The sequence below is a fragment of the Streptomyces sp. NPDC048278 genome, assembly GCF_040652195.1.
Classification (GTDB): Bacteria; Actinomycetota; Actinomycetes; order Streptomycetales; family Streptomycetaceae; genus Streptomyces.
This window is the reverse complement of record NZ_JBEZLP010000014.1, coordinates 178,252-203,302: the sequence shown is the minus strand read 5'-3', so window position 1 is coordinate 203,302 and position 25,051 is coordinate 178,252. Positions and strand designations below refer to the sequence as shown.

Annotated in this window: 23 protein-coding genes and 1 pseudogene; 8 read left to right on the top strand and 16 right to left on the bottom strand. The window is 71.8% G+C overall.

Annotated features, from left to right (window positions below):
• Positions 1 to 46: 46 nt before the first annotated feature.
• Positions 47 to 328 (bottom strand): hypothetical protein, encoded by a 282-nt coding sequence (locus AB0D74_RS25150; protein ID WP_362591076.1) that lies wholly within the window; start codon positions 326 to 328, stop codon positions 47 to 49.
• 64 nt (positions 329 to 392) lie between these two features.
• On the opposite strand from AB0D74_RS25150, the gene AB0D74_RS25145 reads away from it, so the two are divergent.
• Positions 393 to 809, top strand: a complete 417-nt coding sequence (locus AB0D74_RS25145; RefSeq protein ID WP_362591074.1) for a M55 family metallopeptidase — start codon at positions 393 to 395, stop codon at positions 807 to 809.
• Here the strand turns inward: AB0D74_RS25145 and pstB are convergent.
• The 9 genes from pstB to AB0D74_RS25100 all read right to left on the bottom strand — a co-directional run bounded on the left by pstB (position 785) and on the right by AB0D74_RS25100 (position 13,429).
• Positions 785 to 1,552, bottom strand: coding sequence for a phosphate ABC transporter ATP-binding protein PstB (pstB, locus tag AB0D74_RS25140; protein ID WP_362591211.1), 768 nt, complete (start codon positions 1,550 to 1,552; stop codon positions 785 to 787). The two genes, AB0D74_RS25145 and pstB, sit on opposite strands and share 25 nt — an antisense overlap.
• 218 nt (positions 1,553 to 1,770) lie before the next feature.
• Positions 1,771 to 2,685, bottom strand: a complete 915-nt coding sequence (locus AB0D74_RS25135) for a sortase (RefSeq protein WP_362591071.1) — start codon at positions 2,683 to 2,685, stop codon at positions 1,771 to 1,773.
• Positions 2,686 to 2,762: 77 nt separating this feature from the next.
• Positions 2,763 to 4,757: an Ig-like domain repeat protein gene (locus tag AB0D74_RS25130; RefSeq protein WP_362591068.1), complete on the bottom strand. Its 1,995-nt coding sequence runs from the start codon at positions 4,755 to 4,757 to the stop codon at positions 2,763 to 2,765.
• 116 nt (positions 4,758 to 4,873) lie between these two features.
• Entirely contained in the window at positions 4,874 to 7,471 is a 2,598-nt protein-coding gene (locus tag AB0D74_RS25125; RefSeq protein WP_362591066.1) for a hypothetical protein, read from the bottom strand.
• Positions 7,468 to 9,168, bottom strand: coding sequence for a phosphate ABC transporter substrate-binding protein PstS (gene pstS / locus AB0D74_RS25120; RefSeq protein WP_362591063.1), 1,701 nt, complete (start codon positions 9,166 to 9,168; stop codon positions 7,468 to 7,470). Before pstS ends, AB0D74_RS25125 begins: the two co-directional genes overlap by 4 nt.
• The gene (gene pstA / locus AB0D74_RS25115; protein ID WP_362591060.1) at positions 9,168 to 10,718 is read right to left on the bottom strand and encodes a phosphate ABC transporter permease PstA; all 1,551 of its coding nucleotides are present in this window, start codon (positions 10,716 to 10,718) and stop codon (positions 9,168 to 9,170) included. Before pstA ends, pstS begins: the two co-directional genes overlap by 1 nt.
• 2 nt (positions 10,719 to 10,720) lie before the next feature.
• Positions 10,721 to 11,695, bottom strand: a complete 975-nt coding sequence (gene pstC, locus AB0D74_RS25110) for a phosphate ABC transporter permease subunit PstC (protein WP_362591057.1) — start codon at positions 11,693 to 11,695, stop codon at positions 10,721 to 10,723.
• 301 nt (positions 11,696 to 11,996) lie between these two features.
• The gene (locus AB0D74_RS25105) at positions 11,997 to 12,647 is read right to left on the bottom strand and encodes a hypothetical protein (RefSeq protein WP_362591054.1); all 651 of its coding nucleotides are present in this window, start codon (positions 12,645 to 12,647) and stop codon (positions 11,997 to 11,999) included.
• Positions 12,648 to 12,829: 182 nt separating this feature from the next.
• The gene (locus AB0D74_RS25100) at positions 12,830 to 13,429 is read right to left on the bottom strand and encodes a hypothetical protein (protein WP_362591051.1); all 600 of its coding nucleotides are present in this window, start codon (positions 13,427 to 13,429) and stop codon (positions 12,830 to 12,832) included.
• 148 nt (positions 13,430 to 13,577) lie between these two features.
• Here AB0D74_RS25100 and AB0D74_RS25095 point away from each other — a divergent pair, with 148 nt between their 5' ends.
• On the top strand, positions 13,578 to 14,600 hold the full coding sequence (locus tag AB0D74_RS25095) for a cytochrome c oxidase assembly protein (RefSeq protein WP_362591048.1): 1,023 nt from the start codon (positions 13,578 to 13,580) through the stop codon (positions 14,598 to 14,600).
• A 17-nt stretch (positions 14,601 to 14,617) separates the two neighbouring features.
• On the opposite strand, the gene AB0D74_RS25090 is transcribed toward AB0D74_RS25095, so the two are convergent.
• Positions 14,618 to 15,040 (bottom strand): TOBE domain-containing protein, encoded by a 423-nt coding sequence (locus AB0D74_RS25090; RefSeq protein ID WP_362591045.1) that lies wholly within the window; start codon positions 15,038 to 15,040, stop codon positions 14,618 to 14,620.
• Positions 15,041 to 15,228: 188 nt separating this feature from the next.
• On the opposite strand from AB0D74_RS25090, the gene AB0D74_RS25085 reads away from it, so the two are divergent.
• Positions 15,229 to 16,287 carry a Ppx/GppA family phosphatase gene (locus tag AB0D74_RS25085; RefSeq protein WP_362591042.1) on the top strand — a complete coding sequence of 353 codons (1,059 nt, stop codon included), beginning with the start codon at positions 15,229 to 15,231 and terminating at the stop codon, positions 16,285 to 16,287.
• Positions 16,288 to 16,411: 124 nt separating this feature from the next.
• Here the strand turns inward: AB0D74_RS25085 and eno are convergent, their stop codons facing one another.
• Positions 16,412 to 17,695, bottom strand: a complete 1,284-nt coding sequence (gene eno / locus AB0D74_RS25080; protein ID WP_362591040.1) for a phosphopyruvate hydratase — start codon at positions 17,693 to 17,695, stop codon at positions 16,412 to 16,414.
• Between the two features lie 99 nt (positions 17,696 to 17,794).
• Between eno and AB0D74_RS25075 the strand changes: the two genes are divergently transcribed.
• The 3 genes from AB0D74_RS25075 (at position 17,795) to AB0D74_RS25065 (ending at position 20,304) form a co-directional block, all read left to right on the top strand.
• Positions 17,795 to 18,676: a winged helix-turn-helix transcriptional regulator gene (locus AB0D74_RS25075; protein ID WP_362591037.1), complete on the top strand. Its 882-nt coding sequence runs from the start codon at positions 17,795 to 17,797 to the stop codon at positions 18,674 to 18,676.
• 13 nt (positions 18,677 to 18,689) lie between these two features.
• Complete coding sequence (locus AB0D74_RS25070; protein ID WP_362591034.1) at positions 18,690 to 19,385, top strand: M24 family metallopeptidase; 696 nt, start codon at positions 18,690 to 18,692, stop codon at positions 19,383 to 19,385.
• Between the two features lie 127 nt (positions 19,386 to 19,512).
• Complete coding sequence (locus tag AB0D74_RS25065) at positions 19,513 to 20,304, top strand: SAM-dependent methyltransferase (protein ID WP_362591031.1); 792 nt, start codon at positions 19,513 to 19,515, stop codon at positions 20,302 to 20,304.
• A gap of 9 nt (positions 20,305 to 20,313) precedes the next feature.
• Here AB0D74_RS25065 and AB0D74_RS25060 read toward each other — a convergent pair whose 3' ends face one another.
• Together AB0D74_RS25060 and AB0D74_RS25055 are read right to left on the bottom strand one after the other, a co-directional pair.
• Positions 20,314 to 20,835 (bottom strand): PaaI family thioesterase, encoded by a 522-nt coding sequence (locus tag AB0D74_RS25060; protein ID WP_362591028.1) that lies wholly within the window; start codon positions 20,833 to 20,835, stop codon positions 20,314 to 20,316.
• Between the two features lie 105 nt (positions 20,836 to 20,940).
• On the bottom strand, positions 20,941 to 21,444 hold the full coding sequence (locus AB0D74_RS25055) for a helix-turn-helix domain-containing protein (protein ID WP_362591025.1): 504 nt from the start codon (positions 21,442 to 21,444) through the stop codon (positions 20,941 to 20,943).
• 170 nt (positions 21,445 to 21,614) lie between these two features.
• Here AB0D74_RS25055 and AB0D74_RS25050 point away from each other — a divergent pair, with 170 nt between their 5' ends.
• On the top strand, positions 21,615 to 23,225 hold the full coding sequence (locus AB0D74_RS25050; RefSeq protein WP_362591022.1) for an MFS transporter: 1,611 nt from the start codon (positions 21,615 to 21,617) through the stop codon (positions 23,223 to 23,225).
• Between the two features lie 304 nt (positions 23,226 to 23,529).
• Here the strand turns inward: AB0D74_RS25050 and AB0D74_RS25045 are convergent.
• Positions 23,530 to 23,679: pseudogene (locus AB0D74_RS25045) on the bottom strand (nucleoside deaminase); the annotation flags it as partial.
• A gap of 27 nt (positions 23,680 to 23,706) precedes the next feature.
• Here AB0D74_RS25045 and AB0D74_RS25040 point away from each other — a divergent pair.
• On the top strand, positions 23,707 to 24,366 hold the full coding sequence (locus AB0D74_RS25040) for an MSMEG_1061 family FMN-dependent PPOX-type flavoprotein (protein ID WP_362591019.1): 660 nt from the start codon (positions 23,707 to 23,709) through the stop codon (positions 24,364 to 24,366).
• Between the two features lie 74 nt (positions 24,367 to 24,440).
• Here the strand turns inward: AB0D74_RS25040 and AB0D74_RS25035 are convergent, their stop codons facing one another.
• Positions 24,441 to 25,001 carry a hypothetical protein gene (locus AB0D74_RS25035; protein WP_362591016.1) on the bottom strand — a complete coding sequence of 187 codons (561 nt, stop codon included), beginning with the start codon at positions 24,999 to 25,001 and terminating at the stop codon, positions 24,441 to 24,443.
• Between the last annotated feature and the right edge of the window lie 50 nt (positions 25,002 to 25,051).

Here is a 25,051-nt window from a genome sequence, read left to right as displayed (position 1 = left end):
GGTACGAAAGCGGTAGGGAAAACGGTGTGAAAGGCCGTCCCACCTCTTACGGACGCGCGAGGGCCTGTGCCCGTTCCCGCTCCGCGCGCCGCCGGGCCGCCAGCATCCACGCCAGGTTGCCGATGGCCGCCCCGGCCGCCACCGCGGCCACGATCACCCCGCCGGTCGCCAGTCCGTCGCTGAACAGGTGCGGGCGCCGGTCGAGGGCCTGCAGGCCGAAGCCGGACAGCTCGTACACGCCGACGGCCGCGACCAGCAGGCTCGCGACCAGCACCGCCACCGTGGGGGCGATGCTGCGCCGCGCCTCCTGTGTGTCCGTGCCCTGCATGAGTACCCCCGTGAGCTGACGAGCCGCCGTGGCCGATGGGGAACCTACAATACGTAGGGTTTGGATGGCCTCAGGACGTGCGTATGTGCGTCAGCGTGGACATCGAGGGCATCACCGGGCTCGTCGGCCGGGTCGACACCACTCCGGGCAGGTGCCCCGGGTGTCCTCGGTCACAGCGTCACAGCGTCACAGCGTCACAGCTTCACAGCTTCACGGGTCACGAGGCCGAGGACAGGCCACCGCCGCGGCCCTCGGCGTCCCGGTCGTGGCACTCACGGGTGACGACGCGGCGTGCGCGGAGATGACGGCCCGGGACGAAACGGTGCTCACCGCGCCCGTGAAGTACGCCCGGGACCGGTTCGCCGCCGGGCCGCGCCCGGCGGAGGAGGCCCGCCGGGCGGTCGAGAAGGGGGCTGCGACGGCCGGCCCCCGTACCGCTGACGCCCGGCCGAGGGCTCAGCCGAACCGGCCGGCCACGTAGTCGGCCGTGCGCTGGTCCTGCGGGGAGTTGAAGACCGCCGCCGTGTCGCCGTGCTCGACGATGCCGCCCGGGGTGCCCTGCTCCGCCAGGAAGAACGCGCACTGCTGGGAGACGCGCGCCGCCTGCTGCATGTTGTGGGTGACGATGACGATCGTGACCTGACCGGCCAGGTCCTGGATGGTCTCCTCGACACGGCGCGTGGAGGTGGGGTCCAGGGCCGAGCAGGGCTCGTCCATGAGGAGGACCCGGGGCCGGACCGCCAGGGCCCGCGCGATGCACAGGCGCTGCTGCTGGCCGCCGGAGAGGGCGCCGCCGGGCTGACGGAGCCGGTCGCGGACCTCCTTCCACAGGCCGGCGCGGGTCAGGGACTCCTCGACCAGCACGTCCTTCTCCCGGCGGTTCACCTTCGTGCCGGTCAGCTTCAGGCCGGCCACCACGTTGTCGTAGATCGACATCGCCGGGAACGGGTTCGGCTTCTGGAAGACCATGCCGATCCTGCGGCGGGCGTCGGTCAGCCGCCAGGACGGGTCGTAGATGTCCTCGCCCTCGAAGAGCACCTCGCCGCCGAACTGCGCCGACGGGATCAGCTCGTGCATCCGGTTCAGGGTGCGCAGGAACGTCGACTTGCCGCAGCCGGACGGGCCGATCAGCGCGGTCACCTCGCCCGCGGGCATGGTCAGCGACACCTGGCTGAGCACCTGGTGGGAGCCGAACCAGGCGGAGACGGCCCGGGCTTCGAGCATGGCGGGCGCGGGGCCGTCCACCACGGCGGTGGCGGTGGCGGTGGCCGTGGCGGTGGGGAGTACGGCGGTGTCGGTCATCTCGGTGGTCACGGCGATCTCGGCAGTCTCGGCGGTTTCGGTCGTTTCGACAGTTTCGGCGGGTTCGGTCGTTTCGGCTGGCTCGGGTACTTCGGTCACTTCGGTTGCCTGGGTTGTTTCAGACACTTCACTCACCTCGGTCACAGCAGGTTCGGCAGCAGTTCGGTGGTCCGCGTCGCGACCTGGAGGCCGAGCACCGCGACGACCGGGGCGAAGACGATCCACGTCTGGTGGCGGCCCCAGCGGTGCCAGGTCCAGACGCCGGCCACGGCGGTCAGGAGCAGCGCCTGCATCCACATCACCAGCGGCCACGGCACCCCGGAGGGGCGGGCCAGCGGCTCCTCGGAGCCGGGGAGGGTGCCGGCCCGGATCACGGCCGACGGGGTCTGGAACGGCGCGGAGACCAGGTCGGCGTCGACGCGCAGCACGCCCGAGGGCATGAACTTCGGGCCCGCGGCGGTGATGAGGACGACCCGGCTCTTGCCCGAGGCCAGCGCCGTCGGCGCCGGGTCGCCGGCCCGCCGTACGTCGATGACCTGGAACTTCGCCTTGCCCTGGCCGGTGGTGACGGTGAACGTGTCGCCCGTGGCGAGCTGGGAGAGCTTGCCGAACGGGCCGCCGTACGCCGCCGCCCGGCCCATCAGCACGCTGGTGCCGGCCTGGCCCGGCATCGGGGTGTCCCGGCGGTGACCGGGGCCGTCGGTCATGACGGAGGAGTCGGTGCCCTCCAGGACGACCTGGCTCAGGCCCAGCTTCGGTATCTCGACGATCGCGACCGGCGTGCCGGGCGCCAGCAGCTTGCCGTCCTGGTCGGTCTGCGCCACCGGGGCGGTGCCGAGGGCGAGTTGCTCGCGCAGCTGGTCGAAGTCGGCGTGCTGGGCGGAGTGTTGCTGGGCGCTGCTGAACACGAGCAACTGGGCGGTGATGCCGAGCAGCAGGGCGGCGAGGCTGAGCAGTCCGCCGCGCGAGAGGTGGCGGACGAAGGTGAGGCTGCGGACGGGCCTGCGGGGCACGGCCGGAGCCAGGGTTTTCGGTGTCGGTACGGCGACGGTCATGGCGGCCCGCCTCCTTCGGGGAGTCAGTGAGGGGCCGCCGGGAGCCGTGGAAGGCTCCCGGCGGGCCCGTCAGGCGGTCACTTGCTGGTGATGGTGAAGTTGGCGCCGGTCTTCGAGTTCACGGTCGAGGAACCGACGTAGAAGGCGTGCAGGGTGTGCTTGCCCTTGGCCAGCTTCGGGAGGGTGATGGTGACCTTGCCGCTGCTCAGGGTGCCGGTCGCGATGACCTTGGAGCCCTGGTAGATGCGGACGGTGCCGGTCGGGGTGGTGCCGGTCGCGGTGACCTTGACGGTGACCTTGCCCTTGGCGGTGTGGCTCACCGAGGTCGGGTGCGAGGTGGAGACCGCCGCCGTCGCCTTGGTGATCTTGAGGGAGACGGTGGTGGAGGACGCGTTCAGCTTGGAGGTGCCCGGGTAGGACACCGACAGCGAGTGCGTGGCGACCTTGAGGTGGTTCGACAGGCCGATGGTGACCTTGCCGGACGAGTCCAGGGTGCCGGTGCCGACGAGGGTGGTGCCGTCCTTGACGGTGACCTTGCCGGTCGGCTTCACGCTGTGCGAGCCGGTGACGGTGACGACGACCTTCGGGGTCTTGCCGTAGGCGGTGGTGGCGGCGGTGGCCGTGGTCTTGCTCGCGTACTTGACCGCGCCGGTCCAGGTGGCGGCGGCACCGGTGCCGTTGAGGTTGTTGGCCGTGACCGTGGCGGTGTAGGTGCCGTTGGTCAGGTTGGGGAAGGAGAGCGACGTGGTGGTGGCCGCGACGTCCTTGACGGCGACGACGGCGCCGTCAGCGTCGGTCAGCGCGATCCGGTAGTCGGTGACCGGCAGCGCGGTGGCGGACGGGGCGGTCCAGGACAGCTTCACGCTCGCGTCGCCGACGGTGGCCTTCACCGTGGGGGCACCGGGCACCGACGCGTCGACGCCGGACTCCTCCAGGCCGCCGACCTTGGCGTGCTTGGTCAGGAGGATGGAGCCGTTGTAGGACTCGTTGACGAAGCCGAACTTGGAGATGACCCCCTCGGCGGCGTCCGACGCCAGCGCGGCGGTGTGGCTGCCGCTGGTGACGAAGACGTCGTACAGGTCCTTGTCGAAGAAGATGCTGTTGGTGTCGATCGCACGGCTCGGCACGACGTTGTAGACGTCGCGGCCGAAGGTGGAGTTGTCGTAGTAGGCGGTGACCGGGGCCAGCTTGCCGTTGACGGTCGTGACCGGGCTGGTGGCGCCGCCGGTGTCGCCGGGCAGCTGGACGGAGGCCAGGTGGCCGCCGGCCGCGGCTGCCGTCTTGCTGTAGTCGGGGGAGACGCCGTTGAGCTGGGCGATCCACGAACCGACCGAGAAGGGGACGAGCGCCCCGTCCTCGGTGAGGGCCGCGTTGGCCTGGTTCTCCTGGACGGTGGTGACGTTCGGGGAGAGCGTGGCGTCGGTCAGGCCGATCGCCGCGAGGAAGAACTTGCGCGTGCCGGAGCCGGCCTGCGGGATCCTCGGGTGCACGGTCTGGCCGTTCACCGTGGTGAGCGTGCCCGAGTAGATGTCGTGCAGCTGGTCCGCCGTCAGCGTGTCCAGGGCCGAGCCCTTGACCGCGACGCCGACCGCGTCACGCGCCATCGGGATGTACGTCAGCGCGGTGCCGGAGACGGACGGGCCGCCGGAGGAACGGGCGAAGTCGACCTGGCCGCTGATGGAGACACCGGCGCTGGTCGGGTACTTGTCGCCGGTCAGCGCCTCGCTCAGGGCGAGACGGCCGTTGCCGGAGCCGTTCGGGCGCAGGAAGGACGGGCCGTCGGTCCGGGTCTTGATGTTCGAGGTGGTGGAGCCGGTACCGGGCTCGATCGCGTCGTACGACGCGATGCCCGCGCCGTCCGTCGACTTCACCGCGGTGGCGGAGTAGCTGGTGCCGTTGACGGTGTCACCGGCCAGGGCGTTCAGCACGTCCTGGGTGGTGTCCGAGCCCACGCCGACCAGCTGGCGGAAGGCACCGGCGTCGGGGTCGGCGACCGCCGGGGTGGCGAGGGCGAGGCCGCCGGCCACCACGGCAGCGGCGACGAACGCCGCCGAAGAGCGCATTCTGCGCATCGAGAGTCTCCTGACGAGAGCTAGCTAGCTGGGTGTTGCCAGAGGATCTGGCAGGGTGGTGCGAGCCGTCCGCCCCGACTGCCTTTCGGGGCGGGCGGCCGTCTGTGGGCGCCCCTTCAGGGGCGCGGGGAACTGCGCGACCAGCCACGACGAGCCCGCAGCCGACGCACGGCTGCGGTCACGGAAGCCACCGACAGCTGACGCCCACCGGCGAACGGCGCCCCCACTCCGGCCACCGCCCCGAGCGCGGCCCCGACCGGCACCGCATAGCGCAGCGGATTCGCCGGGTCGGCCGGGGTGTTGCCGGCCGCGGTGGTCTCCAGCGCCTTGCCGCCGTCGAAGGACGGCTTGGCGCTGGGCGAGGTGCTGGTGCCGTCGGCCGGCGTACCCGTACCGGCGCCGCCGGTCGTGCCGCCGTCGACTGTGCCGGTACCGCTGGGGGCGCCGCCCCCGCTCGTGTCGGTTCCGCCGCCGTCGGCCGAGCCGCTGGTGGAAGTCGGTCCGGTGTAGGTGAGCAGCGAGTTCGCCGCCTTGACGGTCTGGGCGCGCAGCTTCGAGGAGAGCGGGGCGTAGCCGTCGGGCAGCTTGCCCGGGTCGGCGCCCGGGGTCTGGCCGGTCGCGGCGGCGTAGTGCAGCAGGGCCGCGTAGTCCTGGCGGGCCGCCTTGCTCTCCTTGCCGGGCCGGACCGCCGCGTAGACCAGCTCGGAGAGCGGGTAGGCGCCCTTCGCGGTGGCGTTGGCCGGGGTGATCTCGGCGACGCCGGAGCCGGTGGCGGTCGCGGCGGCTGCGGTCAGGCCGGCGGTGCTCGGGGCCACGTACTTGCCGGCGGTGTTCTTCAGCTCGGCGGTCTGCAGGCCGTACCGGGCCGCGGAAGCGGTGTCCGTGATCGTGATGATGAAGCGCGAACCGACCGTCTGCGGGCCCGGGCTCTTGTACGACTGCGGGCTGGACAGCGCGTCCCAGCTGGACTTCCACAGGGTGTCCGCGCGCCGGGTGTGCAGGGCGCCGGAGTGCATGTCGTCCACGTAGGGGTGGAAGTCGGTCATGCACTGGGTGGCCGTGGACGGCGCGTCCGAGCCGGGCGGCACCGTGCACCACGGGTCGCTCTTCGGGTAGTCGTCGGTGCTCGACGGGTCGAAGGCGATACCGGTCGGGTTCAGGTCGGCGTTGGTGCTGTAGTACGGGTTGACCCGCATGCCGTCGTCGTCCGGGACACCGGCGAGGAACTGCCGGGCGTCCTTGTCGGCGAGGATCCACTGCCAGATCGCGCGGGCGGTGTCGGAGTGGCCGAGCGAGGTGATCAGGTCGGTGTCGGTGGCCGGCGTCTCGGCGACCGACAGGTACTGGAACTCCGGGTTCAGGGCGATGAACTCGGGGTCGGAGGCGATACCGGCCGGGTTGTTCTTCGTCCAGCCGTACCCCTTGGCCGCCGTGCCGTTGATGACCGAACCCCAGGGGGAGTTGCGGTACGACTCGGTGAGCAGCTTGGCGACCAGGCGCTGGTCGAGCTTGATGGACTCGACCTTGGTGCCGGCGAGTTTCCTGATGCTGTCCGGTGCGTCCGACTTGGGTCTGCGCTCGATCGTGAACCCGATGACGGCTCCGGAGAGCGCGACCGGTGCGTAGGTCGTGGTCCCCGACGGTGCGCTGGTGCCCGCGTCCGCGCCCAGTTTCCGGGTGGTGAAGGCCAGGCCGGTGGAGGAGGGGTCCGAGATCAGCCGGGACCGGGTGTCGGGCTCACCGAGTTCGGTGTAGCCGTAGACCTTGCCGACCGAGCAGAGCTGGGACTGCCAGCTGGTCATCGCGTCCGCCGCCAGCTCGCTGCCGGTGGTGGGGCGTTCCTCGGCGCCCAGGGCGCAGTTGCTGCCGACGCTGTTGAAGTCCAGCTTGACCGCGATCCGGTTCTTCCAGTTGGTGGAGGAGACGGGGGAGCCTGCGTTGACCTGGCTCTGGTCCGCGTACGGCTTGCCGTCCAGGTCCAGATGGCCCTGCGGGACGATCACCAGCCAGCAGGAGCGGGGCTTGGTGACGCCGTCGGTGGTGACGGGGATGCCGCAGCCGAGGTGGGGTGCCTCGTTGGCGGTCTGGACCTCGAAGTACTCCTTGCCGGTGCCGTTGGTGCCGGTGCGGCCGAAGTCGATCTCGTTGGTCGTGTTGTAGTTGAACAGCGCGTTGTTCTGGGTGTTGGTGGTGATCGTGGTGCCGTCCACCGACTTGAAGGGGACCTCGCCCGGGGCGTTCGGGTTGGCGGCGCCGTACCGGTTGTCCTGGCCGTAGTTGGTGGGGTCGGCGCTGTAGAAGATCTGCCGGGTGTCGTCCTGCCCGTTGCCCGGCCAGCTGGTGCGGTTGGTGGTCGGGGAGGCGCCGTACTGGCACTGGGTGCGCGACGGGCCCGGGTTGGACGGGACCGTGCCGTCGTCGTCGCCCCAGCACTGCATGATCTGCACGAAGTCGGTGTTGAACGACGTGCCCGCGAAGGTGGTCGGGGTACCGCCGGTCCAGCTGACCGTGACGGCCTGGCTGGTGAGGTCCTTGGTCTGGGAGACCGTGAACTTCATGTCCTGGAACTCGCCGCGCCCGGAGACGGTCACCGCGGAGCCGGTGGCCGCGGCGGCCGTGGGGGCGGTCTGGGCGACCGCGAGTCCGGCGAGGGCGCCGACGGTGGCGCCGGCCAGCAGGCGTATCAGCGCGTTGCGTATCCGGGTGCGTCTCATCGCGAACTCCCGTCGTCGGAAGGCTTGGCGCCGTTCGCGTTGCCGTTGGCCCTGCTGCCGACCAGGCGGGAGACCACCGAGGGCAGCAGGAGCAGGCCGAAGACCAGGACCGCGGCCAGCAGCATCAGCGTCTGGGTGCCGGTCCAGCCGTGCCCGGTGGCCACGGCCACCGGCTGGGCGAGGGCCACCGTGCCGTCGGCGCCCGCGCCGGTGCCGCCGGAGGCGGTACCCGTGCCGCCGTTCGGGGAGATGGTCTGGCCGGTGTCCGGGTCGACGGAGGGCTGGGCGCTGTTGCCGCCGGTCGCACCGGAGTCGCCGCCGGTGGCGCTGCCGCTGGAGCCGGTGCCGGTGGAGCCGGTCGAACCGCCCGTGGAGCCGCCGCTGCCGTTGCCGGAGTTGGTGGTGGTGGCGCCGCCGCTGCCGCTGGTGCAGGGCGCGGCACCCTTCCTGTCGCAGGCGGCCGGGTAGGGCGCGGTCTGCGCGAGGCGGTTCTCGCCGTTGGCCGTGAAGGTCGGGTTGTTGCAGTTCTTGATGTTGATGTTCTGCGTCTGCACGCCCGGGATCCGGCGGATCTGGTCGAAGCCGGCCTGGACGAGGTTGATCGGGAGCGGCGAGTAGCCGAGGTTCGGCGCCTGCTGCTGGCCCTGGCACATGAAGTAGTACGAGAACGCGCCGAGCGTCTTGCCCTTGGCCTCGGTGAAGGTGCCCTGCACCTTGAGCGGCAGGATCATGTACGAGTAGCTGGACAGCGGGTAGTTGCGCTTGTCGCTGTCGTTGTAGACGCCGTCGAGCTGCTGGGTGAGGTAGTCCGACGAGTTCTTGTTGGTGTTGATCTTCGCCTTGAGAAGGGAGACCGCCACGTTCTGCGGGGTGGGCTCGGTGTAGTAGCCCGCGTGGTTCAGGACCTTGGCGACCGGGTAGTGCGCGTTGAGCGCGTACGAGTAGTTGACGTACCCGATCGCGCCCTCGCCGTAGTTCTGGGCGACGTAGCCGGCGACGCCGAGGTCACCGGACTGGGCGATCATGCCGGAGACGGTGGGGTAGTACGACGTCTGTCCGCACGATCCCGAGCGGCCGACCTTGGCGCAGTAGGCGTTCCACAGCGACTTGTGCTGGTTCGCCATCCACATCGTGAACTGGGCGGTGGAGCCGGAGCCGTCGGAGCGGACGACGGGGACGATGCTGCGGTGCGGCAGCTGCAGGCCGGGGTTGTCGGCCTTGATCGTCGGGTCGTCCCAGCTCTTGATGACCCCGGTGAAGATCTTGGTGACCACGTCGCCGGAGAGGCGGAGGTTGGTGACCTTCTTGCCGTTGACGGTGAGGTGGTACATGAACACCGTGCCGCCGGCGACGATCGGCATGTAGGCGTACGAGCCCTGCGCGGGGCGTTCGGCCGCGCTGCCGTCGGTCGGGTTCGTCTGGAACGGGATGTCGGAGACGGCGAAGTCGACGGTGCCGGACAGGAACTGGCGGCGGCCGTCCGACGAACCGGTGCCGGCGTAGCTGATCCGCATGCCGTTCTTGTTGACGTCACGCCGCCACTGGTCGACGGCGTTCTCGGCCCAGGTGGAGCCGGCGCCGGCGATGGGGGTGTAGCTGTCCGCGACGGCCGGGGTACCGGCGATGGTGCCGAGAATGCCTATGAGTGCGGCCAGGATGCCCAGCCGTCTCAGGGCGTTGATCACAAGGCTGGACATCAGTGCGCGTCTCCTGTAGCAGGGTCTGTGTTCCCACCCGCACCACCCGTGCGAGTTTCGTTGTCAGGTGCGGGTGGCCCCTGTGGGGCGGGATCGCCGTCGGCGGCAGCGGGTCCCTGCGGGAGGCCTTCGCCGTCCTCGGCTGCGGGTGCGTTGTCTTCGGGGGACTGCTCGCCGTTGTCGGGTGTCGGTGCGTCGTGGCTGGTCGCGCTCCGCGGCAGAGCCGCTGATTGATGCAGCCTCGCGCCCCTGGGTTCGTTGTTCTCGCCGGAGTCGTCAGAGGAACCGGTCTCGAACAACTCCAGGCCCGGCGTGTGGAGTTCGGCGAATCTTGTGGTGTCCCGGCGGGACGCCCTCGCGGCCCTGCGGGCCTGGCGCTTGTTCTGGTGGCCGGGGCCTCGGCCACCGATCACGCGGGCGATCACGAAGAGGACGAGGACGAGTGCCATCAGGACCGCCGCCGCGCCGAAGCCGCGCGCGATCATCGTGGGCTCGGGGGACTTGACGAAGTTGAAGACGGCCAGCGGGAGGGAGATCATCGGGCCGTTCGTCGGGTCGGCGTTGAGCGCAGCCGTGAAGCCCGCCGTGAGCAGAACCGGGGAGGTCTCGCCGATGCCGCGGGCCGTGCCGAGGATGACGGCGGTGGCGAGGCCCGAGCGGGCCGTCGGCAGGACCACGTGCCAGACCGTCCGCCAGCGCGGGGCGCCGAGCGCCTCGGACGCCTCCGTGAGGGTGCCGGGGACCAGGCGCAGCACGACGTCCGCCGCGCGGATCACGATCGGCAGCATCATCACGCTGATCGCGAAGCCGGCCGCCAGACCCGACTTCTGCATGCCGAGGTTGAGGATCCAGACGGCGTAGACCATCAGGCCGGCCACGATGGACGGCAGCGCGGTCATCGCCTCGACGATCGTGCGGACGAACCGGGAGAAGCGGCCCGGGATCTGGTTCAGGTACACCGCGCAGGCCAGGCCCAGCGGGACCGTGATCGCCAGCGCGATGGCGATCATGATGAGCGTGCCGAGCATGGCGTGCGCGATGCCGCCGTTGGTCAGCGGGTCGAGCGGGCCCGCCGCCTGCATGTCCTGGGTGAAGAAGTTGGCGTGCGGCAGGGCCTCCCGGCCGCGCCACGCGGTGAAGCCGACGACCATGGTGAGCGCGGCGAACATCAGGCCGCCCGCCGACCACAGGACGACGGTCATCACCCGGTCCCGTACCGCCTGCCCGTCCTCCTCAAGCCCTGTCAACACCGCGTAGATACCTAGGAAAGACAGGTAGGCGGTGACGAAGAACCCCAATCCGCCGGAGAACGGCGCGAGTTCGCCGAACAGGAGGACGGTCACGCACAGCCCGGAGGCGGCGGCGCCGAACACCGACAGCACACCGGAGCGGGTGACCCCGCCGATCCGGCGCGGCAGGTCGGGAAGCGCGGCGGCCGAGGCTGCCGAGGTCTCCGCGGGGGCGATCACGACCGTGCTCGTGGGGGTGTCCTGCGGGGCGTCCTGCGGGGCGTCCTGGGGAGCGCCCTTCTCAAGGTCTACGACGGTCATCGTCACGCCTCGCTCTGTGCGCCGGACCGTGACCGCGCCACGATCGAGGAGGCGGTGAAGTTGACCGCCAGGGTGAGCAGGAACAGCGCCAGGCCCGCCGCCATCAGCGCCGACATGCCGAAGGTCGAGGCGTCGCCGTAGTGCAGGGCGATGAGGGAGGAGACGGAGTTCGCGCCGGTCTGCAGGATGTGCGGCTGGATGTCGAAGACCGGGGAGATGATCAGGTAGACCGCGATGGTCTCGCCGAGCGCGCGGCCCAGGCCCAGCATCGTGCCGCCGATGATCCCGCCCATGCCGTAGGGCAGGACGACCGAGCGGATCATGCCCCAGCGGGTGGCGCCGAGCGCGTAGGCGCCCTCGCGTTCACCGGCCGGCGCCTGTGCGAACACCTCGCGCATCACCGAGCACTGGATCGGCGCGACCATCAGGGCCACGACGATGCCGGCCACGAAGGTGGAGGCGGTGTAGACGCTCTGGGAGGCCAGCGGCTCGCCCGGCTGGGTGCCGTCGACGTGCAGGAACGGGATCCACCCGAACCAGTCCGACAGCCACCGGGACAGCCCGATCACGTGCTGCTGGAGGAAGAAGAGGCCCCACAGGCCGTAGACCACGGACGGCACGGCGGCCATCAGGTCGACCATGGAGACCAGCGTGCGGCGGAGCGGGCGGGGCGCGATGTCCGAGATGAACAGGGCGGTCCCGAGGGCCAGCGGCACGCTGATGGTGACGGCCACGGCGGCGATCAGCAGGGTGCCGGTGAGCACGGCCGCGATACCGAAGCGGTGCACGTCCGGCTGCCATTCGGCGGTGGTGAGGAAGCCCCAGATCCCTCTGGTCCGCAGCGCCTGTCCGGCCCGGAGCAGAAGGAACAGCCCTACGGCAGCCATGATGGCGAGGACGATGACGCCGGAGGCCGTCAACTGGACCCGGAAGATCCGGTCCCCGAGTCCCCGGGCGGCCGAAAGCTGCCTGGGCACGGGTCTTTCGGATTCCGCCCCTGCGGAACCCTTGAGCGCGGACACCACTGTGCCCCCCCTATACGGAAACGAATTGCCCCCTACACGGCTCCAACGGGTTGCCGCGCGGGTTGAGTCAATGGCCGGTTCCTTGCGCACCAACGCGTCGAACATGGAGAGCAGGTGAACTGTTCATGCCATTTCAGTGGGGGAGATGTGGGTGCCTGTGTACTGGAGGGTCAGGCGGGACAGGGCGCGGCCGGATGCCGCCGTACCGGATACGAAGCCGCCGTACCGGATACGAAGAGGCGTGGGGCGGGGTTCAGCCGCGGGCCGCGCGGGTGAGGGCGTTCCTGGCGGCCTGCTCGTCCTGTCCCAGCAGTGCCTTCTCCAGGCTGTGGTCGGCGTGCCGGGAGAAGCGCTCGCCCTCGGCGACGTCCTCCTTGCTCAGCACGCGTCCGCACCACTCGCCCTGGTCGCCGGTGTGGTCGTCGAAGGGCACGGCCCCGCCCTCGCCGAGGACCGCCCAGCCGCCCGCGTGCCGGCGCAGGGCGAGCAGATAGGTGTGGCCGACCTGGAGGCGGGGCGCGTCGGTCGCCATCTCGGCGACGCGGGTGCCGGAGGACCGGTAGACCTCCCAGCCGGGCGCCACCATGTCGAAGGTGGCGCCGAGGGCGTGCCGGGGCGAGGTGCGCGACCACACCCTGCTGTCCGTCCGGAAGGTCACCAGCCGGTCCATCGCGTAGGCCACGGGCCCCTTGGCGTAGGTCCGCCGGTTCGTCTCCTGCTCCCCGGTCGGACTGGCGACCACGACGTGGTCGGCGTACGACACCCAGTCCTTCGCGGTCTGCGACGGATACAGGTCCGCCGACGTCCCGCACCCCGCCACCGACTCCAGCCCCGGCCTGCCGACCAGTACCCCGGCGACGATTCCGGCGGCGGCCAGCAGTGCGGCGGCCGGCCGCGTCGGCACGCGCCGGGGCGTGACGGATCGTTCCCCCATGATGAAAAAGCCCCCGTGGTCTCGCGTCCCCTGTGCGGCGGCGGAGGTGGTCAAGATCCGCGAGCCGCGTTGATCACTTTAGGCACGGCCGAACGAAAGCGGACAAGGGTCACCTCGGTCCGGCACAGAACTGTGACGCGGTCGCGGACGGCTCAGCAGCCGTCCGCGACCGGGGAGAACTCCAGCCGGGCGTGCCCGTCCGCGGCGAGGGCGTCGCCGTAGACCGTGCGGTCGACCCGGTACCAGACGTCGTCGCGTCGCTTGTCGCCGTTCACGTCGTCCAGTTCCACGCACCACTTCTCGGTGCGGACCGTCTTCCGGTAGGTCTCGGTGCCGCGGCGGACCCTGGTGCAGGACCGGTACCGCTCGGTCGTGTACCAGGTACGGGTCCTGCGCCTGCTGCCGGTTCCGCTGCTGGAACTGTGCCGGACCCGGCGCGTGGCGGTGGTGCACTTCTTGACCAGGCGGGGGCGGGTGGCCCGGGTCGTCTTCGCGGCGATGTGCCGGACGGAGTCCTTCAGGCCGCGCACGGTGTCGTCCTGGGCGGACGCGGTGCCGCCGGAGCCGGAGCCGGAGCCGGAGCCGGTGCCTGAGCCCGTCCCTGCCCCTGTTCCCGTCCCCGTGTCGTCCTGTCCGTAGGTGACGCCGTTGTCGACCCCGTTCCCGTTCGCGTCCGTGCCCCCGGAGCACGCGCCGAGCGCGCCGATCAGAATCGCTATGGCTCCGCTCACTATGAGCCGCTTTCCGAACATGAATCCCCCCTTGAGAACCGTGCCGATCACCGCGCGGCGATCGCGCCGATTCTGCACGAGCCCCGATGCGGCGGTGAAGCAGGACGGGTATAGCGTCGCGTGGACTGTCCTGACCCGTTTCGTCCCCGACCGAAGGAGGGTGAGCCCGATGGCCGAGCTGACCGTGGGCCGGCTGCTGACGTCGTGGCAGCTCGACGTGCCCGCGCTGCTGCTGGTCGTGGCCCTGGGCGGGCTGTACGGCTGGGGCGTGCGCCGCGTGCGCGCCGGGGGCGGGTCCTGGTCGCCCGCGCGTTCCGCGGCCTTCGCGGTGCTGGGCCTGGGCGCGCTGGTCGTCGCGACGATGTCCGGGCTGGCCGTCTACGACCAGGTGCTGTTCTGGCCCGCGGCCGTGCAGAACATCCTGCTCGACCTCCTGGCCCCGCTGGGCCTGGCCCTCGGCGACCCGCTGCGGCTGGCGGTGGAGGCGCTGCCGGCGGGGGCCGCGGCGCGGGTCCGCCGCGCGATGACCGGACGCGTGGTCCGCCTCCTGACCTTCCCGCTGGTCAGCACGGCCCTCGTCCTCGCCACCGAGCTGACGGTCTACTTCACCCCGTACTTCGCCACCGCGCTGCGCGTGGGCTGGCTGCACGAGCTGATGTACCTGCACCTGCTGGTCGCGGGCTGCCTCTTCGTCGTACCGGTCCTGACCCGCGAGGAGACCCTGCCGGCCTGGTGCACCCATCCGGTGCGGGCGGCCCTGGTCTTCCTGGACGGTGTGATCGACGCGATCCCCGGGGTCGTCGTGATGACGCACGGCACGCTGATCGCCGGTGCGTGGTACCTGCACCACCACCCGTCCTGGGCCCCCGACGTCCGGCAGGACCAGCAGATCGGCGGCGGCGCGATGCTGAGCATCGCCGAGCTGGTCGCCCTGCCGTTCCTGCTGGCGCTTCTCTTCCAGTGGGCGCGGGCGGAGCGCGTCCAGACGGCGGCCCTCGACCGCCACCTGGACGAGCAGCTCGCCGTCGTCCCCGCGGCCTCCCCCGCCCCTGCGGCCGTCACGACCGCCGCCCCCGCCGCTGCCCCCTCTGCCCCCGCTGCCGCCTCTGCCGCCGAGCGGGTCCGCCCCTGGTGGGAGACGGAGGAGAACGAGGTGGCCGCCAGGATCCGGCGGCAGCACGGCGAGAAGTGACCGGGGCGCCCGAGCGGTCACGCGGTCGCGAGGGACACCTCGGTCGCCTTGATCAGCGCCACGACCGGTGCACCGGCCGTCAGGCCGAGATCGCCGACCGCGTCCCTGGTGATCGCCGCGGTGAGGTCATGGCCGCCGTCCACGGCGACCTTGACCGTGGCCATCGCCCCGCCGGTGGCCACGTCGCTGACCGTGCCGGGGAGCTGGTTGCGGATGGACACACCCGGCACCCGGCCGGTGGCGAGCGCGACCTCGGTGGACTTCACCATCGCGCGTACGGCCGAACCCTCGGCGAGCCCCAGCTCCCGGACCGCCTCCAGGGTGATCGCGGCGGTCAGCTCCTGGCCGCCGTCGAGCCGGACCTTCACGGTCGCCATCACCTCGCCCGGGGTGACGGCGGTGACGGTGCCGGGGATCTGGTTGCGGATGCTCAGGTTCATGGCGGGCCGCCTAACGGTGGTGAAAGGGATGGTTTATTGGGTTTCGTCCTGACGTCGACTCCCCAAGTTAGCCGGTCGGGCGCGGCGGGCCCGCGTGCACACACGTCTGCGCACACCTTCGCGCCCTCCCGCGCACCCGTCCGCGCGTGTGCCGCATCACCCCGGCCGCACTGGGTACGTGAAGCCCCATGAGAGTTGGCCTGGTGGACGCGGGATCGAACACGGTCCGGCTGGTGGTGACCGACGCGGCGGGCGGGGTGCCGCTGCCGGTGCACACCGCCAAGTGGAAGCTCCGCCTGTCCGAACAGGTCGGGGCCGACGGGCACTTCGGGGCGGAGGCCACCGAGCAGTTGGTCAGGGCGCTCCGCAAGGCCGTCGAGGTCGCCCGCCGGTGGGGCGCCCCGCAACCCCTGGCGTTCGCCACCGCCGTGGTCCGCAACGCACCCGACCGCGCGGCCGTCCTGCGGGCCGTGGCCCAGGACGCCGGGGTACGGCTGTGCGTGCTGCCCGGCGAGGTGGAGGCCGAGCTCACGTTCCTCGGCGTCCGGCGCTGGATGGGCTGGCGGGCCGGGCCCCTGGCCGTCTTCGACATCGGGGGCGGCTCCTTCGAAGTGGCCTTCGGGCGGGGCCGGATGCCGGAGTTCGCGGTGTCGCTGCCGCTCGGGGCGGGCCGGCTGACCAACGAGTTCCTCGGCCACGACGGCCCGCCGACGCCGGACGAACTGCGCGCGCTGCGCCGCCGGGCCCGCCATCAGCTGCGCGACGCCACCTCCCGCATCCGCTGGGAGCACCCGCACACCGTCGTCGCCACCTCCCGCACCTTCCAGCAGCTGGCCCGGCTGTGCGGCGCGGCCCCGGGGCGCAACGGCCCGTTCGCCGAGCGGACCCTGCGCCGGGGGGACCTGCGCCGCGCGATCGACCGGCTGGCCGCCCTGCCGGTGACCGAACGCGCCGGCCTGCCCGGCATCTCCGTGCCCCGGGCCCGGCAGAGCCTGGCGGGAGCGGTGGTCGGCCACACCGCGATGAAGCTGAGCGGCGTGAAGAGCCTCTCGATCTGCCCCTGGGCCCTGCGCGAGGGCATCCTGCTGCGCTACCTGGAGGACGGCGCCGACTGGTGGTCCGACACGGAGGCGACGCACGGGGCGAACGGGGACGGGGACGGGGACGGGGACCGATGGGACGGGGGCCGGGACGGGTTGGCCGTGAAGGCCGTCAGCCTGCTGCCGCTCCGGTCACCTCAACCCTGACCGCTCAGCGTTCCGCTGGAAGCGCCGCGATGTGCCGTCTGCCGTCTGCGGCGCCGTTGTGGCTGGTCGCGCAGTTCCCCGCGCCCCTTACGGGGCGCTGTGGCTCGCGTCCTTGACGGGGCGCTCAGTGGCGTAGGCCCAGGGCTTCGGGGCCTGCGTAGCGGGCTTGGGGGCCCAGGTTCTCTTCGATGCGGACGAGTTGGTTGTACTTGGCGGTGCGGTCGGCGCGGGAGAGGGAGCCGGTCTTGATCTGGCCGCAGCCGGTGGCGACGGCGAGGTCGGCGATGGTGGTGTCCTCGGTCTCGCCCGAGCGGTGGGACATGACGACGGTGTAGCCGGCGCGGTGGGCGGTGGCGACGGTGGCGAGGGTCTCGGTGAGGGTGCCGATCTGGTTGACCTTCACCAGGACGGAGTTGGCGATGCCGTCGCGGATGCCGGCCCGCAGCAGGGTCTCGTTGGTGCAGAAGACGTCGTCGCCGGTGAGCTGGACGCGGTCGCCCAGCCGGGCGGTCAGGTCGCGCCAGCCGGCGTGGTCGTCCTCGGCCATCGGGTCCTCGATCGAGGCGACCGGGTAGCGGTCGACCAGGTCGGCCAGGTACGCGGCGTGCTCGGCGGGGGTGCGGCGGACGCCCTCGCCCGTGTAGTCGTAGACCCCGTCGCGGAAGAACTCCGAGCTGGCCGGGTCCATGACGAGGGTGATGTCGGTGCCGGGCTTGTAACCGGTCTGTTCGATGGCCCGTACGACGAAGTCGAGGGCCTCCTCGGCGGTGCGCAGGTCGGGGGCGAAGCCGCCCTCGTCGCCGACGTTGACGCTGTGGCCGGCGGCGAGCAGGTTGCCGCGCAGGGTGTGGAAGACCTCGGAGCCCATCCGGACGGCCTCGGCGAAGGTGGCCGCGCCGATCGGGGCGATCATGAACTCCTGGAAGTCGAGCGGGTTGTCGGCGTGGGCACCGCCGTTGACGATGTTCATCATCGGGACCGGGAGGAGGCGGGCGTCGACCCCGCCGACGTAGCGGTACAGCGGCAGCCGGTGGGCGGTGGCCGCGGCCTTGGCGGTGGCCAGGGAGACGCCGAGCAGGGCGTTGGCGCCGAGCCGGGACTTGGTGTCGGTGCCGTCCAGTTCGATCATCGTCCGGTCGACGGTGGCCTGGTCCTCGGCGTCGAGGCCGACGACGGCGTCCGCGACGCTCTCGTTGACGGCGTCGACCGCGCGCAGCACCCCCTTGCCGTGGAAGCGGGCCGGGTCTCCGTCGCGGAGTTCTACGGCCTCCCGGGCGCCGGTGGAGGCGCCCGAGGGGACGGCGGCGCGGCCGAGGGAGCCGTCCCTGAGTTCCACGTCGACCTCGACGGTGGGGTTGCCCCGGCTGTCGATGATCTCGCGTGCGACGACGCGGCTGATGGCGGTCACGGCCACTCCTCACGCTGGGCCCGCGGTTCTCTGCACCGGCGAGCGGTAAGTTCCATTCGGAAACAAAGTGAGTCCCGAAAAGGAACTTACTATGGGCGCATGAGGATGCACAACGCCGACGAGACGTGTGGCGTCGCCCAGGCCGCGCTGGTCCTGGGGGACTGGTGGAACGTGCTGGTGCTGCGGGAGGTGGCCCGCGGGCACGTCCGGTTCGACGCGCTGGCCGCCGAGATCGGTCTGTCCCGGAAGGTGCTCACCGAGCGGCTCGGCGGGCTGGTCGCCCAGGGCGTCCTGCGGCGCGCCCTCTACCAGCGGCGTCCGGTGCGCTACGAGTACCTGCTCACCGACGCCGGTACGGCCCTGCTCCCGGTGCTCGTCGCCATGCAGGACTGGGGCGACCGCTGGGCCCTCGGCGACGGCACGCTCACCGCGACGGCGGAGGCCGACGGCGCCGAACACGCCCGCGTGCACGCCCTGCCGGGCACCCGCCTGCCGGACGGCCTCCAGGTGCCGGGCGCCGATACGCCCCTCGTCTCGCCGGATGCCCGCGCCACGGTCCTGTTCACCTACCCCGGTACCGGAGTCGACTGGGGTGAGCCGTCCATCCCCGGAGCCCCCGGCTGCACGCTGGAGAACCGCCTCTTCAGGGACGCGTGGCCCGACTTCCGGCGGGTGGGCGTGGACGTGCGCGGGATCAGCACCCAACTCGTCCACGAGCAGGAGCAGTTCGCGAGGGCGGAGGGCGTCCCGTTCCCCCTGCTCTCCGACGCGTCCCACCGGCTGGCCGCGGCCCTGCGCCTGCCGGTCTTCCGCGGTGCCGGCCGGCTGCGGCACAAGCGCCTGATCCTGGTCGTCGACGCCGAACGGACCGTACGGAACGTCCTGTTCCCCGTCGTCGACATCCCGCACGCGGTCGCCGAGAGCCTGCGGCTGGCCACGGCCCTGCGGAAGAACCCCGTTGCCCGGGACGACCGGGGCTGACTAGGTTCGGCCCATGGCGGATGCGGATGACGAACACACGCGCGCGGCGCGCCTGCTCGATGCCCAGGGCAAGGCCGTACGGCTGTTCGCGGAGATCGAGGCGCGCGGGCTCGTCGTGCCCGGCGCGGGGGAGCGGGCGGTCAGCGACCGGATCCGGGACCTGGCGAACGAGATGTTCGGCACGGTCAGGCACTGGCACAAGCGGATCGTGCGCTCCGGGCCGAACACCGTGCTGCCGTACCGGGAGAACCCGCCGGACCGGGTGATCGGCACGGACGACATCGTCTTCGCCGACTTCGGGCCGATCTTCGAGGAGTACGAGGCCGACTTCGGCCGTACCTTCGTCCTCGGCGACGACCCGGTCAAGCACCGCCTCCGCGCCGACCTCCCCCGGGTGTTCGCCGCCGGCCGCCGGTTCTTCGAGGCCGACCCGGACATCACCGGCGCGCGGCTCCACGCCGAGGTCGAGCGGCTCGCCGAGGAGGCGGGCTGGGAGCTGGGCGGCTGGCACGCCGGGCACCTGGTCGGCGAGTTCCCGCACGAGACGATCGACGGCGCCGACGTCGAGTCGTACATCACGCCCGGCAACGACACCCCGCTGCGCCGCACCGACAAGGCGGGCCGCACCTGCCACTGGATCCTGGAGATCCATCTCCTCGCCCCGGAAAGGCGGTTCGGCGGCTTCCACGAGGAACTGCTCACCCTCTGAGGGGCCCACCCGCCGCCGTCACCCCAAGTCGCCCCGTGGCCAAGGCAGATGAGAGGCCCGAGTACGATCGCCGTACGATCACTGCGATCCCGGTCTCTCACCGTCTCCCCGGCGCGATGGAGTTGCCATGACGACCAGCCCTCAGCCGTCCCTGCCGATAGACACCAGCAGGGCGCACCCCGCACGGGTCTACGACTGGCTGCTCGGCGGCAAGGACAACTACCCGGTCGACGAGGCCGTCGGCGAGAAGCTGCCGCCCGAGGCACGGGACGCCGCCCGGCAGAACCGTCAGTTCATGAACCGGGCCGCCGCGTACCTCGCCCGGCAGGGCGTCGACCAGTTCCTGGACATCGGCACCGGAATCCCGACCGAGCCGAACCTCCACCAGATCGTGCAGAAGATCGTGCCTGCGGCCAAGGTCGTCTACACCGACAACGACCCGATCGTCCTCCGGCACGCCGAGGCGCTGCTGGTCAGCCGGCCCGAGGGTGCGACCGACTACGTCCAGGCCGACGTGCGCGACCCGGAGGCGATCGTCCGGCACGCCCGGCACGTCCTGGACTTCGACCGCCCGGTCGCCCTCTCCCTCATCGCCCTGATGCACTTCATCGGCGACGAGCAGGACGCCCACGGGATCGTCCGCGCCCTGGTCGACACCCTGCCGTCGGGCAGCTACCTGATCCTGTCGCACGCCGCGTCCGACGTGTACCCGGAGCTCGCCGCGCAGGTCGTCGCCGAGTACGCGAAGGGCGGCATCAAGCTCGCCTTCCGCAGCCGCCCGGAGGTGGAGCGCTTCTTCGACGGCCTGGACCTGGTCTCCCCCGGCCTGGTCACGTCGACGCAGTGGCTCGGCACCGCCCCCGCCCCGGCCCAGGAACCGGACGCCGGCATCTACGCGGGCGTCGCCCGCGTCCGCTGAACCCCCGGCTCAGCGGGCCGGGACCGGGAAGAGCATGCAGCTGCTGGTGGCGTGGGCCAGCAGCCGGTCCTCGGAGTCACGCAGCTCGGCCTGGGCGAGTGCCGTGCGACGGCCGCTGTTGAGGACCGTGCCGATGGCGCGGACCTTGCCGGTGTCGACGGTGACCGGGCGCAGGAACTTCAGCGTCAGGTCGATCGACGTGTACCCCGTGCCCTGTGGCAGCACGGACTGCACCGCGCAGCCGGCCGCCGAGTCGAGGAGCGTGGCGTAGACGCCGCCGTGCACGCTGCCGATCGGGTTGTAGTGCTCCTCGCCCGGGACCAGCACGAAGACCGCCCGGCCGTACTCGGCCTCCTCCAGGGTGAAGCCCAGGGTGGCGGCTATCGGCGGCGCGGGCAGCCGCCCGGCCAGGATCTCCCGGAGGAAGTCGAGGCCACTGTGGTGCGGGACCGCGGCGGCGGAGACGGCGGGATCGTCCCAGCCGAACGTGCGTGACCTGGACCCCTGCCCGGGGCCGACGTCGTGCGTCAAGGCAACTCCTCCTGGTGCTTCCTCGTGGTGCTTCCTCGTGGTGCTTCCGAGTGCGTCCGAGTGCGTCCGAGTGCTTCGGTGGCGTGTTTCCCGGTGCCGTGAGGTTCAGGGGCTGTCCGGGGCGACGCGGATGAGACCGGGCCCGGCCTCGACGAACGACGCCCCGCGCGGCACGTCGTGGCCGTCGTCGCAGCGCAGTACCGCGTGCACCTCGGCGCCGCAGTCCTTGTGCCGTACGACCAGCGGGGGCCCCTGTTCGTCCGCGGCCCAGGTGTCGCCCCACTGCCGCAGCGCCGTGAGGACGGGCAGGAAGTCCCGCCCCTTCCCGGTCAGCCGGTAGGCGTACCGGGTGCGCTGGCCGGGCTCCTGGTAGGGCACGCGTTCCAGCAGCCCGGCGGCGGTCAGTTCCTTCAGGCGGGCCGAGGCGGCGGGTTCGCCGATGCCGACCCGCCTGGCGAAGTCGTCGAACCGGCGCGTGCCGAGGAACGCCTCGCGCAGGATCAGCAGCGCCGTCCTGTTGCCGGCGATCTCCAGCGTCCGGGCGACGGAGCAGTTGGCCATGGACCAGGCGTCCCGGTCCTTCAGCGGGTCCTTCAGCTCGCCGTCCATCGCTCCGCCCTCCGTGCCCCACTGCTGGCTTGCCTCATGCGAAGTCAGCCTATAGCGTCACGGCTGACTTCCGCAATCGTAAGTCAGCCGGGACCTGCGACGGCGCCGCCGTCCGCCGTTCCGCTGACCGCTGTGCGCTGCCCGCAGACCGGCTCCGAGACGAGGACACCATGGCCCCCGACGCCCCGACCCCTTCCCCCGCCCCGGGCCGGCTCAAGCCGGCCGGCCGGCACCCCGGCGACCCCCTCCCCGCCGAGCGGACCCACCGGCCCGACCGGCCCTCCCGGCGCTCCGCGACCGTCACGCTCGTCGCCATGTGCCTGGGTGCCATGACGACCTTCCTGCTGATCACCGCGTCGGTGTCGGCGCTGTCGGCCATCCAGGACGACCTGCACGTCTCGCCGACCGGCCTGGTCTGGATCCCCTCCGCGTACACCCTGCTCGTGGCCAGTCTGGTGATGTCCGCGGGCACCATCGGCAACCTCTACGGCCGCAAGCGCGCCTTCCTCGCCGGCGCCGCGGTGATGATCGTCGGATCGCTCACCGTCTACGCCTCGGGTTCGACGGGAGGCGTGATCGCCGGCCAGCTGATCTCCGGCGTCGGCGGCGCCCTCATCCTGCCCAACAGCCTGGCCATCCTGGGCGCCGCCTTCCCCGACCCGCACCGGCGCACCGAGGTCGTCACCGCCTGGGCCGCCGCCTCCGGCATCGGACTCGCGGCCGGACCGCTGATCTCCGGCACCCTGCTGGGCCACTTCCACTGGAACACGGTCTTCCTGTCGACCGCCGCCCTCGCCGTCGTCACCATGGCCGCCGCCGTCTTCGTCGCCGAGTCCCGCGGCCCCGCAGGCAAGCTCGACATCCCCGGCCAGATCCTGGCCGCCGTCGGCATCGCCGCCCTCGTCTACGCCCTCATCGAAGGCGGACACGACGGCTACACCAGCCCCCGGATCCTCACCGCCTGGATCCTCGCGGCCGTGGCCCTCGGGGGCTTCGTCCTCGTCGAGCGGTCCGCCCGTACCCCCATGCTGGACATGAGCCTGTTCCGGTCGGCGTCGTTCAGCGCGGTCATGTTCGTCGCGGCCGTCTCCCTGTTCGGCTTCACGGGGGTGGCGATCCTGTCGGTGCTCTTCTACGAGCGGGTCCAGCAGCTGTCCGCCCTGGACGTGGGCTGGCGGCTGCTGGCCTTCTTCGGCGTGTACGTCGTCGTCGCCTACGCGACCGGACGCGTGATCCGCCGTACCGGCTTCAAGCTCCCGCTCACCGTGGGCTTCCTCCTCGGAGCCGCCGCCACGGCCGGATTCACCACGCTCGATCCGGCCACCCCCTACGCCCGGGTGTGGTGGCTGTACGTGCTCTTCGGCGCCGCGTCCGGGATGGTGGCCGCGCCGAGCACCGCCGCCGCGCTGGTCAGCGTCTCCCACGAACACGCCGGCATGGCCTCCGGAGCCGTCAACGCCTTCCGCCAGATCGGCTCCGTCACCGGCTCCGCCCTCCTCGGCGCACTGCTCGCGAGCCGGCTCCGGTCCCGGCTGCCCGACCGGCTCGAAGCGCACCACGTCCCCCGGGCGGCCTGGCCCGCGGTCGAGCACGCCGTCGCCACGGGCACCGGCGGCCACGGGGCCACCCCGCCCCCGGTGACCGCCGCGGTCGGAGACGCCTTCACCTCCGGCGTGCACGCCGGCATGACCGTCGTCGCCGCCGTGTTCCTCTGCGCGGCCCTGGTCTCGGCCCTGCTGATCCGCAACAGGCCGCACCACATCACGACGACGGCTCAGTAGGCCGACTGAGCTGTGGCCGTGATGTGGTGCGTCGGGCCCGGGGCGGGGCCGGCGGTGCTCAGCCGCGGACCGGGACGATCCCGTGCCTCCGGCGCGGTTCGGGGGCGTCCAGCATGCTGACGCCGTTGTAACGGCGGCCCCGGAGGAAGAGCACCGGGGCGGCGACGAACGTGCCGAAGACCGAGACGACGCTGACGGGGAACGCGGTCGGCAGCGACTGGCCCTCGGGCAGTGTGCGGTTTCGAGCGGGCACGGCCTCGGCGATCGCTGCCCGGGCGACGGCTGTTCCCGTCCGGAGGGCGGACACCGGGACGATGCGGCCGGTGTCCGGCTCGGCGACGAGCGCGGCGAACGGACCGCCGTTCCCCTCACGCCGGTTGCGGTCCGTGAGCCGGTGCACGAGCCGCATCCGGTCCGCCCGGTCGGGGACGACGGCGGGCACGTCGGCCGGTTCGCAGGTCGGCCCACTACTGTCGGGGGCATGACGACATCCCCGGCCGGCAGTGCCTTCGACTCGCTCCGTCTCGACGCCGTGTCCGACCAGGAGGAGCTGCGCCGGGTCTACGCCCTTCCCGGCGCGGCGGCCGTGCGCAAGCAGATGACCGAACTCACCGCGGAGACCCGGCGGTTGATCGGATGCTCGGCGCTGGTCCTGGTCGCCAGCGCGGACGCCGAGGGCAACTGCGACGTCTCCCCGCGCGGCGGCCCCGCCGGGTTCGTCTCCGTCCTGGACGCACGCACCGTGGCGATACCGGACGCGACCGGCAACAAGCGCCTGGACACCCTCCAGAACGTCATCGCCACCGGACGGGCCGGACTGCTGTTCGTCGTCCCGGGGCGCACCACGACGCTCAGGGTCAACGGCCGGGCCTGCGTCTCCACCCGCCCCGAGCTGCTGTCACAGCTGACCGCCGTGGGCAAGCCGCCGGCCAGCGCGCTGGTGGTGGGCATCGAGGAGGTCTACCCGCACTGCCCCAAGTCCCTCCTGCGCAGCGGCGCCTGGAAGCCGGACCAGTGGCTGCCGGCGGACGCCCAGCCGACCTCGGCCGAGGTCACACTGGCCCAGCTGCGCATGCCGGAGCTGACGATCGCCGACATCGAACAGACGGAGGCGGACTCGCTGAAGTACCGGTACGAGTGACGCACCGACCACCGACCACCGACCACCGAACCGCCTCCCCGGCCCGTCGGCGCCCTGGGCCCGCGGGAACGGGGCTACGAGCCCTGGTCGGGTGGCGTGATGCCGAGGTCGACGCGCATGACGTGGCGCATTCTCCACAGGGAGTCCCACAGCCGGTCCATGCTCTCCCGGGCGGCTTCGACGTTCTCTCCCGGCCGGGCGGTGCCTGTTTCGAGCCGGAGCAGCAGCCCGTAGAGGTCACCGAAGTGCCGGTTCGCGGTGCTGGCCGCCGCCATCACGGCATCGGGCAGCACCATCTGGGCTTCCGCGTGACGCAGGCGGTGGTCCCGGCGTGACCGGTCCAGTTCCGACCGCAGGTCCTCGGTCACCTCGTCCCTCTCCAGTGCGTGGACGAGTCTCGTCATCACGTTGATGAGGTCGCGCGTACCGGAGTTGAGGGCCGCGTAGCAGGTGCGCCGCGCTTCGAGCTGGGTCCGGCGGGTGGCGTACTCGCGTTCGTCCGCCTGGAGTTGTCGCGCATGCCGCAGCTCACGGTCCCTGGCGCGGTTGGCGCCGCGCTGGGTGAGCAGCGCGGACGCGAGGGTGCCGCCGATGCCCAGAACCGCGACCAGGATCTGGCTGACAGAGCTACTCATACCGCCCCCGGCTCCGATCGGTCGCAGCATCGCCCGCACCTCTTTCCGTA

What these genes read in the sequence shown, in the direction of transcription:
- AB0D74_RS25100 (WP_362591051.1), bottom strand. Translation starts at nt 13,429, where the DNA reads ATGTTCGGAAAGCGGCTCATAGTGAGCGGAGCCATAGCGATTCTGATC.
- AB0D74_RS25050 (WP_362591022.1), top strand. Translation starts at nt 21,615, where the DNA reads ATGGCCCCCGACGCCCCGACCCCTTCCCCCGCCCCGGGCCGGCTCAAG.
- AB0D74_RS25055 (WP_362591025.1), bottom strand. Translation starts at nt 21,444, where the DNA reads ATGGACGGCGAGCTGAAGGACCCGCTGAAGGACCGGGACGCCTGGTCC.
- AB0D74_RS25070 (WP_362591034.1), top strand. Translation starts at nt 18,690, where the DNA reads ATGGCGGATGCGGATGACGAACACACGCGCGCGGCGCGCCTGCTCGAT.
- AB0D74_RS25090 (WP_362591045.1), bottom strand. Translation starts at nt 15,040, where the DNA reads ATGAACCTGAGCATCCGCAACCAGATCCCCGGCACCGTCACCGCCGTC.
- AB0D74_RS25135 (WP_362591071.1), bottom strand. Translation starts at nt 2,685, where the DNA reads ATGACCGTCGCCGTACCGACACCGAAAACCCTGGCTCCGGCCGTGCCC.
- pstA (WP_362591060.1), bottom strand. Translation starts at nt 10,718, where the DNA reads ATGACCGTCGTAGACCTTGAGAAGGGCGCTCCCCAGGACGCCCCGCAG.
- AB0D74_RS25035 (WP_362591016.1), bottom strand. Translation starts at nt 25,001, where the DNA reads ATGAGTAGCTCTGTCAGCCAGATCCTGGTCGCGGTTCTGGGCATCGGC.
- AB0D74_RS25130 (WP_362591068.1), bottom strand. Translation starts at nt 4,757, where the DNA reads ATGCGCAGAATGCGCTCTTCGGCGGCGTTCGTCGCCGCTGCCGTGGTG.
- AB0D74_RS25065 (WP_362591031.1), top strand. Translation starts at nt 19,513, where the DNA reads ATGACGACCAGCCCTCAGCCGTCCCTGCCGATAGACACCAGCAGGGCG.
- pstS (WP_362591063.1), bottom strand. Translation starts at nt 9,168, where the DNA reads ATGTCCAGCCTTGTGATCAACGCCCTGAGACGGCTGGGCATCCTGGCC.
- AB0D74_RS25150 (WP_362591076.1), bottom strand. Translation starts at nt 328, where the DNA reads ATGCAGGGCACGGACACACAGGAGGCGCGGCGCAGCATCGCCCCCACG.
- AB0D74_RS25125 (WP_362591066.1), bottom strand. Translation starts at nt 7,471, where the DNA reads ATGAGACGCACCCGGATACGCAACGCGCTGATACGCCTGCTGGCCGGC.
- AB0D74_RS25075 (WP_362591037.1), top strand. Translation starts at nt 17,795, where the DNA reads ATGAGGATGCACAACGCCGACGAGACGTGTGGCGTCGCCCAGGCCGCG.
- AB0D74_RS25095 (WP_362591048.1), top strand. Translation starts at nt 13,578, where the DNA reads ATGGCCGAGCTGACCGTGGGCCGGCTGCTGACGTCGTGGCAGCTCGAC.
- AB0D74_RS25040 (WP_362591019.1), top strand. Translation starts at nt 23,707, where the DNA reads ATGACGACATCCCCGGCCGGCAGTGCCTTCGACTCGCTCCGTCTCGAC.
- AB0D74_RS25145 (WP_362591074.1), top strand. Translation starts at nt 393, where the DNA reads ATGGCCTCAGGACGTGCGTATGTGCGTCAGCGTGGACATCGAGGGCAT.
- AB0D74_RS25085 (WP_362591042.1), top strand. Translation starts at nt 15,229, where the DNA reads ATGAGAGTTGGCCTGGTGGACGCGGGATCGAACACGGTCCGGCTGGTG.
- pstB (WP_362591211.1), bottom strand. Translation starts at nt 1,552, where the DNA reads ATGCTCGAAGCCCGGGCCGTCTCCGCCTGGTTCGGCTCCCACCAGGTG.